Annotated in this window: 10 protein-coding genes; 8 read left to right on the plus strand and 2 right to left on the minus strand. The window is 68.1% G+C overall.

Annotation, left to right across the window (positions count from 1 at the left end):
- The first annotated feature begins 134 nt into the window (after positions 1–134).
- Genes ACFZDE_RS24260 through ACFZDE_RS24280 form a run of 5 tightly spaced genes read left to right on the plus strand, consistent with a single transcriptional unit; the run spans position 135 to position 6,411 of the window.
- Positions 135–1,127 carry an ABC transporter permease subunit gene (locus ACFZDE_RS24260; protein ID WP_390994190.1) on the plus strand — a complete coding sequence of 331 codons (993 nt, stop codon included), beginning with the start codon at positions 135–137 and terminating at the stop codon, positions 1,125–1,127.
- Positions 1,121–1,993 (plus strand): ABC transporter permease subunit, encoded by an 873-nt coding sequence (locus ACFZDE_RS24265; protein WP_390994189.1) that lies wholly within the window; start codon positions 1,121–1,123, stop codon positions 1,991–1,993. The genes ACFZDE_RS24260 and ACFZDE_RS24265 overlap by 7 nt, the downstream gene beginning before the upstream one ends.
- Before the next feature lie 43 nt (positions 1,994–2,036).
- A complete protein-coding gene (locus ACFZDE_RS24270) occupies positions 2,037–3,692 on the plus strand; it encodes an extracellular solute-binding protein (RefSeq protein ID WP_391202902.1) in 1,656 nt (551 codons plus the stop codon).
- Positions 3,689–4,420: a hypothetical protein gene (locus ACFZDE_RS24275; RefSeq protein ID WP_391202905.1), complete on the plus strand. Its 732-nt coding sequence runs from the start codon at positions 3,689–3,691 to the stop codon at positions 4,418–4,420. The genes ACFZDE_RS24270 and ACFZDE_RS24275 overlap by 4 nt, the downstream gene beginning before the upstream one ends.
- Positions 4,417–6,411: a beta-galactosidase gene (locus ACFZDE_RS24280; RefSeq protein WP_391202908.1), complete on the plus strand. Its 1,995-nt coding sequence runs from the start codon at positions 4,417–4,419 to the stop codon at positions 6,409–6,411. Before ACFZDE_RS24275 ends, ACFZDE_RS24280 begins: the two co-directional genes overlap by 4 nt.
- Here ACFZDE_RS24280 and ACFZDE_RS24285 read toward each other — a convergent pair.
- Together ACFZDE_RS24285 and ACFZDE_RS24290 are read right to left on the minus strand one after the other, a co-directional pair.
- A complete protein-coding gene (locus tag ACFZDE_RS24285) occupies positions 6,405–8,444 on the minus strand; it encodes an alpha-glucuronidase (RefSeq protein ID WP_391202911.1) in 2,040 nt (679 codons plus the stop codon). The genes ACFZDE_RS24280 and ACFZDE_RS24285 overlap by 7 nt on opposite strands.
- A 20-nt stretch (positions 8,445–8,464) precedes the next feature.
- Positions 8,465–12,262 (minus strand): GH92 family glycosyl hydrolase, encoded by a 3,798-nt coding sequence (locus ACFZDE_RS24290; protein ID WP_391202914.1) that lies wholly within the window; start codon positions 12,260–12,262, stop codon positions 8,465–8,467.
- A 368-nt stretch (positions 12,263–12,630) separates the two neighbouring features.
- On the opposite strand from ACFZDE_RS24290, the gene ngcE reads away from it, so the two are divergent.
- Genes ngcE through ACFZDE_RS24305 form a run of 3 tightly spaced genes read left to right on the plus strand, consistent with a single transcriptional unit; the run spans position 12,631 to position 15,982 of the window.
- Positions 12,631–14,085, plus strand: coding sequence for an N-acetylglucosamine/diacetylchitobiose ABC transporter substrate-binding protein (gene ngcE / locus ACFZDE_RS24295; RefSeq protein WP_390994183.1), 1,455 nt, complete (start codon positions 12,631–12,633; stop codon positions 14,083–14,085).
- A 43-nt stretch (positions 14,086–14,128) separates the two neighbouring features.
- On the plus strand, positions 14,129–15,055 hold the full coding sequence (locus tag ACFZDE_RS24300; RefSeq protein ID WP_391202918.1) for an ABC transporter permease subunit: 927 nt from the start codon (positions 14,129–14,131) through the stop codon (positions 15,053–15,055).
- A gap of 3 nt (positions 15,056–15,058) precedes the next feature.
- Entirely contained in the window at positions 15,059–15,982 is a 924-nt protein-coding gene (locus tag ACFZDE_RS24305; RefSeq protein ID WP_391202921.1) for an ABC transporter permease subunit, read from the plus strand.
- Positions 15,983–16,066: the final 84 nt, after the last annotated feature.

Here is a 16,066-nt window from a genome sequence, read left to right on the forward strand (position 1 = left end):
GCCCCACGCGTCCCGTCCGAGTCTCGCAGCACCCATTGACAGCGCTTTCTGGTGCCCCTAGGTTGCCGCGAAGTTACCGGTAGAAGCTCGAAAGTTTCGGTTCCGCGTCCCACGCCCACGGGAGGCCCGAGCAAATGAGCACGCCCACCACATCGGCCCCGCCGGGCACCCAGGACCCGCCCCCGGCCCGGGCCGCCCCCCGGCGCGGCAAGCGGGCGAGCACCCGGACCGGTTGGCGCCGGGCGCTGCGCCGCGACTGGCAGTTGTACTCGCTGGCGATACTGCCGCTGCTGTTCTTCCTCGTCTTCCGCTATCTGCCGATGATCGGAAACATCATCGCTTTCCGGCGCTTCGAGCCCGGCGGTTCGCTCTTCGGCGAGGAATGGGTGGGGCTGCGCTATGTGCGGATGTTTCTCAGCGACCCCACCTTCTGGCAGGTTTTCCGTAACACCCTCTGGCTGGGCGGGCTCACCCTCGTCTTCTGTTTCCCCATTCCCATCGTGCTGGCGCTGCTGCTGAACGAGGTGCGCCGGCGTTCCCTGAAGCGGTTCGTGCAGTCGGTGTCGTACCTGCCGCACTTCCTGTCGATCGTGATCGTCGCGGGCATCACCATGCAGATGCTCGCGAGCGACGGCCCGGTCAACCATGTCCTCGGTCTGCTCGGCCACGACCCGGTCCGCTTCATCCAGGAACCCGAGTGGTTCCGCGCCCTCTACGTCGGCTCGGAGATCTGGCAGACGGCCGGCTGGGGCACGATCCTCTACCTCGCCGCGCTCACCACGATCGACGAGGACCTCTACGAGGCCGCCCGCATCGACGGTGCCAACCGCTGGCAGCAGATCTGGCACGTCACCCTGCCCGGCATCCGCCCCACCATGATCACCTTGCTGATCCTCAACGTCGGCACGTTCATGGCGGTCGGCTTCGAGAAAGTCCTGCTGCTGTACAACCCGCTGACGTACCCGACCGCGGACGTGATCTCGACGTACGTCTACCGCTCCGGCGTCGAGTCCAACAGCTTCAGCTACGCCGCCGCCATCGGCCTGTTCGAGGCGATCATCGGCCTGGTCCTCATCACGTCCGCCAACCAGCTCTCGCGTCGCACAGTGGGGACGAGCCTGTGGTGAAACCGAGCCGCGCGTACCGGGTCTTCCAGGGGGTCAACGGGGTGGTCCTCACGCTCGTCGTGCTGGTCACCCTCTACCCGTTCGTCAACATCCTCGCCCGGTCCTTCAGCGGGGAGCGGCAGATCCGGGCCGGTGAGGTGACCCTGCTGCCCAAGGGGTTCAACCTCACCACGTACGAAATCGTTTTCCAGGACTCGATGTTCTGGCGGAACTACGGAAACACCGTGCTCTACACGGTCGTGGCGACAGCGGTCGCGATGATCCTGACGACCTGTTACGCCTACGTCCTGTCGAAGAAGCACCTCAGGGGCCGTGGCCTGCTCGTCGGCATCGCCGTGTTCACCATGTTCTTCACCGGCGGCCTGATCCCGAACTACATCCTGGTCACCAGCCTCGGCCTGAAGAACAGCGTGTGGGCGATCGCCCTGCCCAACGCCATCAGCGTCTTCAACCTGCTCGTGATGAAGGCCTTCTTCGAGAACCTGCCGCCGGACCTGGAGGAGGCCGCGCAGATCGACGGCCTGAGCACCTACGGCGTCCTGCTGAGGATCGTCCTGCCGCTGTCCAAGGCGGTCGTGGCGACGATGGTGCTGTTCTACTCGGTGTCCTTCTGGAACTCCTGGTTCAGCGCGTTCCTCTACATGGACCGCTCCGAGCTGATGCCGGTCACGGTCTACCTCCGCAACCTCATCCAGGGCGCCACCGGCGGCGGCAACGCCGGCGCCGGAACCGAGCAGCTCAGCCAGGTCGGCGCGAACATCCAGGCGGTGACCATCGTCCTCACCGCCCTGCCGATCCTGTGCGTGTACCCGTTCGTCCAGCGCTACTTCGTCTCGGGCGTGATGCTCGGCGCGGTCAAGGGCTGACCGTCGCACCTCTCAGACCGGCATACGGAACAAGGGGGTTCCCGTGAAGAACACAGGACAGCTGTCGCGGCGCCAGATGCTCGCCGCAGCCGGTTTCCTCGGCCTTGCCACGATCACCGGCTGCGGCGGCGGAGACGACGGCGGCGACGGCAAGGACCTGTCGAAGAAGCGGGACGGAGCCATGAAGAACCACCGGCCCGGCCAGCAGTTCAAGGCGTCCCGGCCGCTGTCCTTCTCGGTGCTGCACAACAACAACCCGGTGTACCCGATGAAGAACGGCTGGCTGTTCTGGAAGGAGGTCACCAAGCGCACCGGGATCACCCTCAAGCCCCTCGACGTCCCGCTGGCGGACTACGAGAAGAAGCGCAGCGTCCTCATCGGCTCCGGCGACGCGCCCCTCATCATCCCGAAGACCTACCACCCCGGCGAGGTCGCCTTCGTGTCCTCGGGGGCGATCCTCCCGGTCAGTGAATACGTCGACCTGATGCCCAACTTCCGCGACAAGGTGCGCAAGTGGAGACTGGAGCCCGAGCTGGACTCCATCCGCCAGTCCGACGGCAAGTACTACCTGCTGCCGGGCCTGCACGAGAGGCCCAAGGCCGGCTACTCCCTGGCCCTGCGCACGGACATCCTCGACCGGCACGGACTCGCCCTGCCCACCACCTTGGACGAGGTGTACGCCGTCCTCAAGGCGCTGAAGGCGGAATACCCGGACAAGTACCCGTGGACCGACCGCTGGAGCACCAACACCCCGTTCCCGTGCGGGGCGTTGTTCAGCTATCTCGGCCAGGCGCACGGCGTCAAGGCGGGCTGGACGTACGACAACATCAGCTTTGACACCAAGGCGCGGAAGTTCGTCTTCACCGCGACCCAGGACGCCTACCGGCAGATGGTCGAGTACCTCAGAAAACTGGTTTCGGAAAAGCTCCTCGACCCGGAGAGCTTCACCCAGCAGGACGACCAGGCCGTGCAGAAACTCCTCGCGGAAAAGTCGTACGTGATCAGCGCCAACCCCCAGGAACTGGTGCAGAACTACCGCTACAACCTGGCCAAGCAGGTCAAGGGGGCGAAGATCGAGATGATCCCGATCCCCCTCGGCCCGGCGGGGCCGGTCCTGCTGAGCGGAATCCGCCTGGAAAACGGCATCATGATCTCCAGCAAGGCCCTCAAGAGCGACACCTTCGTCGCGATGATGCAGTTCGTGGACTGGCTCTGGTACTCCGACGAGGGCCAGAAGTTCTGCAAGTGGGGCGTGGAGGGCGTCACGTACACCGAGTCCGGCGCCACGTACACGCTGGAGCCCGGGATCTCCCTCATGGGCTCCGACCCGGACGCCCCGAAGGACCTCCAGAAGGACTACGGCTTCTTCAACGGCGTGTTCACCTACGGCGGCAGCTGGGAGCTGGTGTCCTCCAGCTTCAGCCCGGACGAGAAGAAGTTCCAGGAGGTGATGTCCCAGCGCAGGGAACTCCCCGTCGACCCCGCGCACCCGCTGCAGTCCTTCGAGCAGGAACAGGCGACGCTCTGGGACACCCCGCTCAAGGACACCGCCATCCAGAACACCCTCCAGTTCGTCCTCGGCAAGCGCCCGATGTCCGACTGGAACGCCCATGTCGCCGAGCTGAAGTCCAAGAACATGCAGCAACTCGTCGACCTGCACAACAAGGCGTACGAGCGGTTCAGGAAGGAGAACGGATGATGGCGGCCGGACCGACGGCGACCGCTCGGCCGGAAGGGCCCCACATCGGTGCGGCGCGCACCTCCGGCTTCGGCACCGGCCCCCTCTCCCGCGCCGCCGCCCTCGTCCACACCCTCCTGACCGTCGAAGCGCTGCTCCTGCTCACCGCCTCCCCGGGCCTGGCCGGACTGCTCCTGCTCGGCCCCGACCCCACGAACCTCCCCCTCGCGGCCCTGTGCCTGCTGCCGCTCGGACCGGCCCTGTCCGCCGCGCTCTACGCCCTCCACCGCCGCAGCCGGGACCTCACCGAACTGCACCCGGCCCGCGCCTACCTGCGCGGCTGGCGGCTCAACGCCGTACCGGCCCTCACACTGTGGGCACCGATGCTGGCCTGGCTGACGGTCATCGCCTTCACCCTCACGCACTTCCCCGCCACCGGCCTGCCCGGCTGGTGGGCACTGCTGCTCGGGGTGATCGGCACCGGCTCCCTCCTCTGGGGCGCGCACGCCCTCGTCCTCACGTCCCTCTTCGCCTTCCGGGCCCGGGACACCGCCCGCCTCGCCGCCCACTTCCTGTTCCGGCACGGCCGCGCCACCCTCGCCGCCGCCTCCCTGCTGGTCCTGACGGCCGGGTCGGCCGCCCTGCTGACCGAGGCCCTGCCCGCCCTGCTGGCCGCCCCGCTGCTGCTCTCCCTGCTGCACGGCAGCCGGACCGTGATCAGCGAGACGCGGAAGGACTTCACCACATGACCCACAAGATCCACTACGGCGGCGACTACAACCCCGAGCAGTGGACTCCCGAGGTCTGGGACGAGGACCACCGGCTGTTCACCCGGGCCGGCATCGACACCCTCACCATCGGCGTCTTCACCTGGTCCATCACCCAACCGGACCCGGACACCTACGACTTCACCGTCCTGGACCGCACCATCGAACGGGCCGCCGCCGAGGGACGCCGGGTATGCCTGGCCACCGGAACCGCCGCCCTCCCGCCCTGGCTCGCCCAGCGGCACCCCGAGGTCAACCGCACCGACTTCGAGGGCCACCGCCACCGCTACGGCCAGCGGCACAACTTCTGCCCCAGCTCACCGGCGTACCGCGCACACGCCACCGCGCTCGCCGCCCGCCTCGCCGAGCGGTACGCCGCCCACCCGGCCCTGCTCGCCTGGCACGTCAACAACGAGTACGGCGGCGCCTGTTACTGCGAACTGTGCGCCGAGGCGTTCCGGACCTGGCTGCGGGACCGGCACGGCACCCTCGACGCCCTCAACGACGCCTGGTGGACCACCTTCTGGTCCCACCGCTACACCGACTGGAACCAGATCGAGCCGCCCAGCGCCCTCACCGAGCACTGGCGCGGCCCCGACCACACCGCCTTCCAGGGCATCACCCTCGACTGGTTCCGCTTCACCACCGACGCCCTCCTCGGCTGCTTCCTGGCCGAGAAGGAGATGATCCGCGCCCACGACCCGGACACGCCCGTCACCACCAACCTCATGGGCCTCTACCGCCCCCTCGACTACCACCGCTGGGCGCCCCACCTGGACTTCGCCTCCTGGGACAACTACCCGCCCCTCGACGCCCCGCCGACCCGGCCCGCCCTCGCCCACGACCTGATGCGCGGACTGAAGGACGGCGCCCCCTTCTGGCTGATGGAGCAGACCCCCTCGACGACGGCCTGCCGGGACGTGAACCCGCTCCGGCGGCCCGGCGAACTGCGCCTCGCCACCTTCCAGGCCATCGCGCACGGCGCCGACGCCGCCCTCTACTTCCAGATGCGCGCCTCCCGCGGCGCCTGCGAGAAGTACCACGGGGCCGTCATCGGCCACGCCGGCCGCGCCGACACCCGCGTCTTCCGCGAGGTCGCCGAACTGGGACGGGAACTGGAGGCCCTGGGCGACCGCACACTCGGCGCCCGCACCCCCGCCCGCACCGCGCTCCTCTTCGACTGGGACAGCTGGTGGGCCCTGGAGATCTCCGACGGCCCCTCCCGGCTGGTCAGGTACCCGGACGTGGTCCACGTCTACTACCGGGCCGCCCGCGAGGCCGGGGCCGACCTGGACGTCGTCCCGCAGACCGCCGACCTCACGCCCTACGACGTGGTCCTCGCGCCCGCCCTGCACCTGATCAAGGGCGACCTCGCCCCCCGCCTGGAAGCCGTGGCGGCCCGCGGCGGCACCGTCCTGACCACCTTCCTCTCCGGCCGCGCCGACGAGCACGACCGCGCCTTCCTCGCCGACGTCCCCGGCCCACTCGCCCCGCTGATGGGCATCCGCGTCGACGAATGGGACGCCCGGCCACCGGAGTTCACCCAGACCGTCCCCGAACTGGGCGCCGAAGCCCGGCTCGTCTTCGAGATCGTGCTCCCACGCGGCGCGAAAACGGTTGCTACCTACGGCACCGACTTCTACGCCGGCACCCCGGCCGTCACCCGCAACCGCTACGGCGACGGCGAGGCCTGGTACGTCGCCACCGCCCTCGACCAGCCGGGCGTCGACGAGGTCGTCCGCCGGATCCTGACCCGCCACGACCTGCTCGGCCCCTATGCCGACCACCCGGAGGTGGAGACCGCCACCCGGGTCGCCCCCGACGGCACCCGCCTGCTCTTCCTCCTCAACCACGCCCCCGAACCGGCCCATCTGACCGCCCACACCACCGCCACCGACCTGCTCACCGGCAAGCGGGTGGACCAGGGCGAGCCCCTGGTCCTCGACCCGCTGGGCGTGGCGATCCTTCAGTAGACGCGCCGGCCCCGCCCGTCCGGCACCCCGGACTTGCGGAAGAAGTAACTGTTGACCTGGTCGCGCCACTCGCGGGCACTGCGCAGCTGCTCCTCGTAGCGCTCGGCCACCCTCGCGTGGCGCGCCGGGTCCACCAGCCCGGCCAGCGAAGCCCACACCGCCCGCGCCTCCTCCACCTCCTCGACGCCCTCGAAGTGGGTGTCGTAGATGTGCTGGATCACGGTTTTCCCGCTCTTGAGCACATGCCCGTACGGCACATGGTGGAAGAACAGCAGCAACTCGTCCGGACAGCTGTCCGGCGACTCGTACAGCTCGGCCCACGGCTTGCCGTACTGCCCGGCGTACCCCGTGCCGCTCGCCGCGCTGCGGTCCACTCCGACGCCGTCCCGGTCGGCGAAGTGGTACGTCCCCCACGGGCTGTACTCGTAGCCGTCCACACTCGGCCCGTAGTGGTGCCCCGGCTGCACCATGAAGCCCACACCCAGCGGAGCGGTGTACTTCTCGTACGTCCGCCACGAACCGTCGAGCACGGTGTGCAGCCCGTCGATGAGCTGTCGCGAGGCGTCCGGGAAGCTGAGCCCGATCCACTCGTCGAGCACCGCGACCGGGTCGGCGTCCGGCTGCCAGGCCAGCCGCCCGAAGGTGTAGAGGTTGGCCTGCGCCAGCGGATGACCCGTCCAGAACGGGTCGTCACCGACGTTCGGCACCGCCACGAGTCCGCCCCGGGCCAGTGCGCCGACCTCGGTGTCCTGGGGACGGAACCGCAGCACCTCGCTCCACATCGGCCCCAGCCAGCACACGTGCCGCTGCTGCCCGGTGTACTCCTGGGTGGCCTGCAACTCCACCGCGAGGCGGGTCCGCGGCATCGCCCCGAGCAGCGGCGACACCGGCTCCCGCACCTGGAAGTCCATCGGCCCGTGCTTCACCTGGAGCACGGCCCCGGACGCGAACTCCCCGTCCAGCGGCGTGAAATGGTCGAACGCGGCCCGGGCCCGGTCCGTGCCGCGGTCCCGCCAGTCCTGGCGGTGGTCGTAGACGAACGCCCGCCAGTGCACCGTGCCGCCGTACGGCTCCAGCGCCGCCGCCAGCAGGTTCGCGCCCTCGGCGTGACTGCGGCCGTACGCGAACGGCCCCGGCTGCCCCTCCGAGTCGGCCTTCACCACGTACCCGCCGAAGTCGGGTATCGCCTCGTACACCCGCCGGGTCGCTGCGGCCCACCAGTCGCGCACGGACCCGTCCAGCGGATCGGCCGTGGGCAGCCCGCCCAGCGTGATCGGCGCCGCGAAGGAGACCGACAGGTGGGTGCGGATGCCGTAGGGGCGCAACGCCTCGGCGATCTCGGCGACTTCACCGATGCGCTCGGTCAGCAGGCGCGCTTCGGCCGCGTGCACATTGACGTTGTTCACGGAGATCGCGTTGATCCCGCACGCCGCGAGCAGCCTGCCGTACGCCCGCACGCGGCCGAGTTCACGCCGCGCCCCGCCGTCCCGCCAGAACAGCGAGCCGCCCGCGTAACCGCGTTCCACCTGGCCCATGACCGGGTGGACGGCCACGTTGTCCCAGTGGTCCAGCATGCGCAAGGCGAGCGTGGGGCGGTGGACCTCCCGCGCCCACGCGCCGGTGAAGGCCGCCTCCCCGCGCCGGACGACGTGGAACAGACCGTGGAGCAGCCCGCGTCCTTCGGCGGCGGTGACGGTTGTGGTGCCGCCCTCGCGCGCGAAGGTGAAGCCCTCGCGGTCGGGGTCGGCGCCGTCGGGCGCGTTGTCACCGAGGTCTTCGCCGCCCAGTCCTTTGCCGCCCAGTCCTTCGCCGTCGAGGTCGAGGACCAGGTCGTACGCGCCGTCCGGCGCGGCGTCGCGCACGACCCGGCCCCCGAACCGCCGGCAGGCCTCGGCCACCTCCCCGTGCACCGTCTCCACCAGCGGACCCGATCCGCGGATCAGGGTCCGCCTGCCGCCGATCGCCCGGAAGGCGGCGGGCGGCAGCCAAGCCGGGTCGACGGCTTCGGGCAGGACGGGGACGGGAAGTGGCATCGGACCCCCAACTCGGTTGCTCAGGAAAGCAGTTCGACCTCCGCCAGGGTGGCCTCGCGGTCGAGTACCAGGCGGTACTTCTCGTACGTACCCGGGGACCTCACGGAGAACGCGCGGGTCTGCCGGTCCCAGGCGAAGGACTCCCCGGAGCGCCGGTCCAGCGTCCGCCAGGTGGTGCCGTCCAAGGAGCCCTGGAGCGTCCATGCGGCCGGTGCCTTCGCCCGGTCCGCCGACGAGGTAAGCGTGTACTGAACCGCTTTCACGCCTTCTCGGACCGGCAGGTCCACGGACGTCACCGCGGCGTCCGTGGCGGAGGTGTCGTCGAACAGCGCGCCGTCACCCCCCAGCACGTCGGCACGGGGCGTCGGCACCTCGTCGTCCCGGGTGATCGACACGGGCGCCGCGTGCTCGCCGGTGCCCCAGGACGACGGCCGTGGGCCCATGGCGAACTCCAGGACGCCGCCCTTGGCGATCAGCGCGTGCGGCAGTGAGGTCTTCGTCCAAGTCCGGCCGTTGACCTTCAGTCCCTGGACGTAGACGTTCCTCGTGCTGTTGCGGGGCGCCTTCACCACCAGCTCGCGGCCGTTCTCCAGATGCACGGTCGCCTTGGTGAACAGGGGCGAACCGATGGCGTACTCGCCGCTGCCCATCACCAGCGGGTAGAAGCCGAGCGAGGAGAACAGGAACCAGGCCGACTGCTCGCCGTTGTCCTCGTCACCGTGGTAGCCCTGCCCGATCTCGCTGCCCGTGTACAGCCGGGACAGCACCTCGCGGACGTTCTTCTGCGCCTTCCAGGGCTGCCCGGCCGCGTCGTACATGTAGATGGCGTGGTGGGCGACCTGGTTGGAGTGCCCGTACATGCCCATCCGGACGTCGCGCGCCTCGGTCATCTCGTGGATGACGCCGCCGTACGAGCCGACGAACTCGGGCGAGGCGGTCTCCGGGGTGGAGAAGTATGTGTCGAGCTTGTCGGCGAGGCCCTTGCGGCCGCCGTAGAGGTTCGCCAGGCCCCGGCTGTCCTGGGGGGCGGTGAAGGCGTACCCGTAGCCGTTGGTCTCGGTGTAGTCGTGGCCCCACACGCGCGGGTCGTACCTGGAGGACTCCACCCGCCAGTCGCCCTTGGCGTTACGGCCCTGGAAGAACCCGGCCTTCGTGTCGAAAAGGTTTACATAGTCCCGGGCGCGGTTCAGGAAGTACTCCGACTCCTCCTTGTAGCGCCGCTCGCCGGTCTCCTCGTAGAGCTTTCGCCCCATGCGGGAGATGCCGTAATCGTTCAGGTAGCCCTCCAGCGCCCAGGACAGGCCCTCGTGGGTCTCGGTGCTGGTGTAGCCGAGGAAGGGAGAGGTGGCCATGCCCTTGCGGCCGACGCCCGAGCTCGGCGGTACGACCGTGGCGTTCTTCACCGCCGCCTCGTAGGCCGCCTTCGCGTCGAAGTCGACGCCCTTGACGTACGCGTCCGCGAACGCCACGTCCGAGGAGGTGCCCGTCATGAGGTCCGCGTAGCCGGGAGAGGACCAGCGCGAGGTCCAGCCGCCGTCCTTGTACTGCTGCACGAAGCCGTCGACCAGCTCACCCGCCCGGGACGGCGTCAGGAACGAGTACGCCGGCCAAGTGGTCCGGTAGGTGTCCCAGAAACCGTTGTTCACGTACACCTTGCCGTCGACGATCTTCGCGCCGGTGTGCGTGGGGGTGTCCGGGTTCGGCATGGGGGAGAAGGGCGAGGCGTACTTGTGCCTCCCGTCGACCTTCTCGAAGCCGGAGTTCGGGTACAGGTACAGCCGGTACAGACTGGAGTACAGCGTCGTCAGCTGGTCGGGGGTGGCGCCCTCGACCTCGACCTTGCCGAGCAGCCGGTCCCACTGCCGCTGTGCGCCCTTCTTGACGGCCTCGAAGGACTTCCCTTCGGGGATCTCCTGGCGCAGGTTGTCCTTTGCCTGGTCGACGCTGATGAGCGAGGTCGCCAGGCGCAGGGTGACGGTCCGGTCGTCGGCCTTGAAACGGAGGTAGCCCTTCACCCCGGCCGACGAGCCCTCGCTCACCGGCTTGTCGAAGGCGCCGTAGACGAACAGCCGGGTCGCGCCCGTCGACAGCCCGGACTTCACGTCCGAGTAACCGGTTACGACCCCGTTCTCCTTGTCCAGCGTCAGACCCGCCTGGTCGGTCACGTTGTCGAAGAGGACACTCGCGTCGTCGCCGGGGTAGGTGAAGCGCAGCGCCGCCGCGTGGTCCGTCGGCGCCATCTCGGCCTTCAGCCCGTTCTCGAACCGCACGCCGTAGTAGTACGGCCGCGCGGTCTCGTTCTCGTGCCGGAAGGCCAGTTCCCGCGCCTCCCGGCCCAGATCCGGAGTTCCGGAGGCGACGGACGGCATCACCTGGAAGGTCTGCCGGTCGCCCATCCACGGGCTGGGCTCATGACTCGCGCTGAACGCCTGGATCGTCGGCAGGTTGTCCGCGTTGTTCGCACGTGCGTAGTCGTACAGCCAGCTCAGCGAGCCCGCGTTGGTCACCGGCGTCCAGAAGTTGAAGCCATGCGGCACCGCCGTCGCCGGGAAGTTGTTGCCGCGTGAGAAGCCGCCGCTGGAGTTCGTCCCGCGAGTCGTCACCGCGTAGTCCGACAGATGTGCCTTCGGCCGCTCGGGGGCGACGGACTCGATGCGCACGTCGTCCAGCCAGCCCCGGAACTTCGCGGGGCCCTTGGGGGAGTCGTAGGCCACCAGGATCCGGTCCACGGTCTTTCCGGCCGCGACCGAGCCGATCCGCGAGGCCACGTTGTTCCACTGGTTGACGTAGAGGATCTTCGCCGCGCCCTGCCCCTGCGGGGTCAGCGGAAAGCCGTGCTGGTCGGTGGCGCGCAGGTCGCTCAGGTGGGTGCCGTCGGTGAAGGCGAGGTCGACGGAGACGTTCGTCGCGTCGTAGTCGAGGTCACCGTCCGCCATGGACGGGAAGATCCGGTAGGCCAGCCGCGTGTTCCGGCCGACGGCCACGTTCACGTCGAAGACCTTGTTGTACGAGTACGCCCGGCCCTCGGTGGTGTGCCGCCCGGCGTAGCGCAGGGCGCGCTTTCCGGTGAACCCGGCGCCCGCCTTCGCGGTGGGGGAGCCGCTGGGGCCCCGGTCGACGAGCGAGAGCATGTCCTGCGGGACGGGTCCGTCGGCGCCGCCCGTGGACAACTGGAGATCGGCGAGCTGGAGGATGTCGCCGCCGTTGTTACCGGTGACGTCCAGCCGGAAGTGCCGGTACTCGCCGGGTTCGGCGAGGTCGTACGTCTTCGTCTGGAAACGCTCGGAAAACGATTCGCCGGAGCGCGTGTCGAGGGTCTTCCACTCCTTACCGTCGGTGGAGCCCTTCAGGGCCCAGTCCTTCGGGTCGCGTTCGGCGTGATCATTGGCCGAGGTCAGCGCGTAACGCTGGAGTTGGACCGGTTTGTCCAGGTCGAACTCGGCCCAGCCGGTGGATGCGAAGACGAGCCACTTGGTGCTCGGCTCGCCGTCGACGAGGTTCTCCTTCACCTCGCCGCCGCCCGTGTTCTCGCCGCTGGCCCGGACATCGGTGACCTGGTCGGTCACGTTGCCCGGTATGCCGCTGCTGTAGCCGCCGTCGACTCCCGAGGCCCGTTTGCCGCCGCCCGGGGTGGTGTCCACGGTGTTCAGCCAGTCCGGAAGCGGGTCGTCCGCCTCGAACGAGGACGCGAACTCCCGGTCGGGGCTCTCAGGGGCTACGGGCCGTGCGACCGCAACGCCCTGTGAACTCAGGGCCAAAGCGAAGGCGGTCGCCGACACGACCGCCGAACCCCATCTGTGCCGAGCTTTCCGCTGCATCAACGGGTACCCTCCCTGCGCAGTGGACAACGTTGTCACCTTCGATGCGCAAGGACCAGTAGTTGCCCAAGTGGCCGGGAGTGTCAAGGGTGTTGCCTGTGGCATTCGGGCGCGTCGACGGGGATATTTCCGGCGGAGCACCCACAGGCCGCTCATACTTCCGCGAGGTCTCAACTCGGATAAGACCCACGGCCAACCTTGTGTTCGATCTTGATCCGCTGGCGGGAAGTGGACTATACCTGTCGGGCGATTCACACGATCCGCACGTCACCACCCGCACTTTCCTGCACGACCCAGCTTGACCCGATCGCGGTGCCGGGAAGGATCCCGTTCACCGCCTGAGTCCTGGAGAAGGCGAGGACTTGAGCATGGGATCCACTTCCGCCGAGAACCACGGCACCGAAGGCGTCGGCCGCCGTGATCTGATCAAAAGGTCTGCCGCGCTCGGGCTGATCTCCGTCCCCACGATGAGCTTCCTGTCCGCGTGCGCCAGCAGCGGCGGCGACGACAGTGGCGACAAGGCCAAGGCCGGCAAGAAGACCGCGAAGAACCCGCTCGCCGTCAACGACACGGCCGGCATGGAATTCGTCCTGTTCGACGGCGGTTTCGGCAAGGAGTACGCCGAGGACGCCGTGAAGATCTACGAGAAGAACTTCCCCAAGGCTGCGGTGAAGTTCTCCGCCACCCAGAAGATCCAGTCCACGCTCCAGCCCCGCTTCAACCAGGGCACCCCGCCGGACCTCATCGACAACTCCGGCGCCGAGCAGATGGACATGGGCGTCCTGGTCGGCAAGGACCAGCTCACCGACCTCACCCCGCTGCTCGACGCGCCCTCCTACGACGACCCGAACAAGAAGGTCCGCGACACGCTGCGCCCCGGCATCGTGGAGATGGGCCAGTTCGACGGCGAGAAGGTCTGGATCCTGTACTACGCCTACACGGTGTACGGCGTCTGGTACTCGCGGAAGGCCCTGGAGTCGCTCGACGAGCAGTACCCGGAGACCTGGGACCAGATGCTCGCGGTCTGCGCGAAGGCCAAGAAGAAGGGCATGGCGGGCTGGACATACGCGGGCAAATACCCGTACTACATCCCCTTCTCGCTCTACCCGATGATCGGCAAGGTCGGTGGCCGCGAGGTCCTCGACGCGATCGACAACCTGGAGCCGAACGCCTGGAAGCACCCGGCCGTCAAGGCCTGCTTCGAGGCGTACTACGAGCTGTTCAAGAAGGGGTACGTCCTCAAGGGCACCCCGGGTCTGGACCACATCCAGTCGCAGACCGCCTGGGCCGAGGGCAAGGCGCTGTTCATCCCGAACGGCTCCTGGGTGGAGAACGAGTCGGCCAATGTCATCCCCGACGACTTCGATCTGGCCGTTTCCGCGCCCACCGGCCTCGACTCCTCCGACAAGATGCCCTTCGGCACCATCTGGGCCTCCGGCGGCGAGCCGTTCATCGTCCCGGCGAAGGCGAAGAACGCGGCCGGCGGCATGGAACAGCTGCGCATCATGCTCAGTGAGGCGTCGTCCAAGAACTTCACCGGCAAGGTGAAATCGCTGACCGCGTACAACGGCGGCACCGACGGCATCTCCCTCACCCCCGGCCTCACATCCGGTGTCGCGGCGCTGGACAAGGCGGGCGAGAACGTGGTGAATCCCCGTCTGCAGGACTGGTACGTGCAGTTGCAGAAGGAGAAGATCGGCGTGTCCGGTCTGGGCGAGATGATGGCCGGCCGCCTCACCCCGGCCGAGGCCATCAAGAAGATCCAGGGTTTCGCCGACGAGGCGGCCAAGGACGACTCCATCAAGCACTACAAACACCAGTAACAGCAACCGGAAACCCAATTTCCGCAACGGCACCGGAGTGGCGATGCAGCACGGCAAGTACCGGTTCATCGTGGGCTTCCTAGCGCTGCCCCTGGGACTGTACGCGCTCTTCGTGATCTGGCCGTTCATCCAGTCCATCTACTACTCGTTCACGGACTGGACCGGCCTGAGTCCCGAATTCAAGATGGTCGGTTTCGACAACTACAGCCGGATGCTCGACGACGACATCTTCTGGAAATCGTTGCAGCACAGCCTGCTGTTCGCCCTCCTGCTGCCGGTGGTGACGATCGGCCTCGCGCTGTTCTTCGCCTTCATGATCAACGTCGGCGGCAGAAAACGCAGAAACGGACCCGTCATCACCGGTGTCCGTGGCTCCGGTTTCTACAAAATCGTCTACTTCTTCCCGCAGGTCCTCTCGATCGCCATCGTCGCGCTGTTGTTCGCGTTCGCGTACAACCCGGACAGCGGCGCGATCAACTCGCTTCTGCGCGGCATCGGCCTGGACGACGTCCAGCCCCTCTGGCTGGGTGACCCCGATCTGGCCCTCTGGGCGGTGATGGGGGTCCTCGTCTGGTCCACGGTCGGCTTCTTCGTGGTCCTCTTCTCCGCCGGCATGGCCTCCATCCCGGCGGAGATGTACGAGGCCGCGCTGCTGGACGGCGCGAACCGCGTCACCACGTTCTTCCGGGTCACCCTGCCCCTGCTCTGGGACACGGTGCAGTCCGGCTGGATCTACATGGGCATCCTCGCCCTGGGCGCCGAGTCGTTCGCGGTCGTGCAGATCATGACGACCGGCCCGGGCGGTCCCGACTACTCGACCACCGTCATGGTCCTGTACGTGTACCAGAAGGCGTTCCGTGACGGGCAGGCCGCCTACGCCACCACCATCGGTGTCGCCCTGCTCGTCGTCACGCTGGCCTTCGCCGCCGTGGTGATGCGGCTGGGCCGTCGCGAGCGGCTGGAGTACTGACCGATGAAGACGACCGAAACCCCCGCGCCACTGCCGGCCGAGTCCGGAGCGCCGATCACCAAGACGGACATCCGGCCACCCGCGCCCCCCAAGGAGAAGAAAGAGGGCACCGTCCTCAACGTCTTCTCCCACGGCGTCCTGGTCATCTGGGCGTTCATGGTGGTCCTGCCGCTGCTCTGGGCGGTCATGACGTCCTTCAAGGACGACCGCTCCATCTTCAGCTCCCCCTGGTCGCTCCCGGACTCCCTGCACTTCGACAACTGGTCACGGGCGTGGACCCAGGCCAACATGAGCGACTACTTCCTCAACACGGTCCTGGTCGTCGGTGGTTCGCTCATCGGAACCCTGGTCCTGGGATCCATGGCGGCCTACGTCCTGGCCCGCTTCGACTTCCCCGGAAACCGTTTCATCTATTTCCTGTTCATCGGCGGCATGAGCTTCCCGATCATGCTCGCCCTGGTCCCGTTGTTCTACGTCGTGAACAACATGGGCCTGCTGAACACCATCCACGGGCTGATCCTGGTCTACATCGCCTACTCGCTGCCGTTCACGGTGTTCTTCCTCACGGCGTTCTTCCGCACCCTGCCCACGTCGATCGCCGAAGCGGCCTTCGTGGACGGGGCGTCCCACAGCCGCACGTTCTTCCAGATCATGCTGCCCATGGCCAAGCCGGGGCTGATCAGCGTGGGCATCTTCAACTTCCTGGGCCAGTGGAACCAGTACATGCTCCCCACGGTCCTCAACACCGACCCCGACAAGCGGGTCCTCACCCAGGGCCTGGTCCAGCTCGCCGTCAGCCAGGGCTACAAGGGCGACTGGTCGGGTCTCTTCGCGGGCCTCGTCATGGCGATGCTGCCGGTGCTGGCGGCGTACATCATCTTCCAGCGGCAGGTGGTGCAGGGGCTGACGGCGGGCGCGCTGAAGTAGCACGCCGAGCTGTACTGCTGCCGGTATTCACGACTCGGCGTCGGTGCTGGGGCCGGGTGGGTCCGCAGCCCGGCGTAGCGGGGT

This window comes from Streptomyces sp. NPDC007929 (assembly GCF_042959065.1).
Taxonomy (GTDB): Bacteria; Actinomycetota; Actinomycetes; order Streptomycetales; family Streptomycetaceae; genus Streptomyces.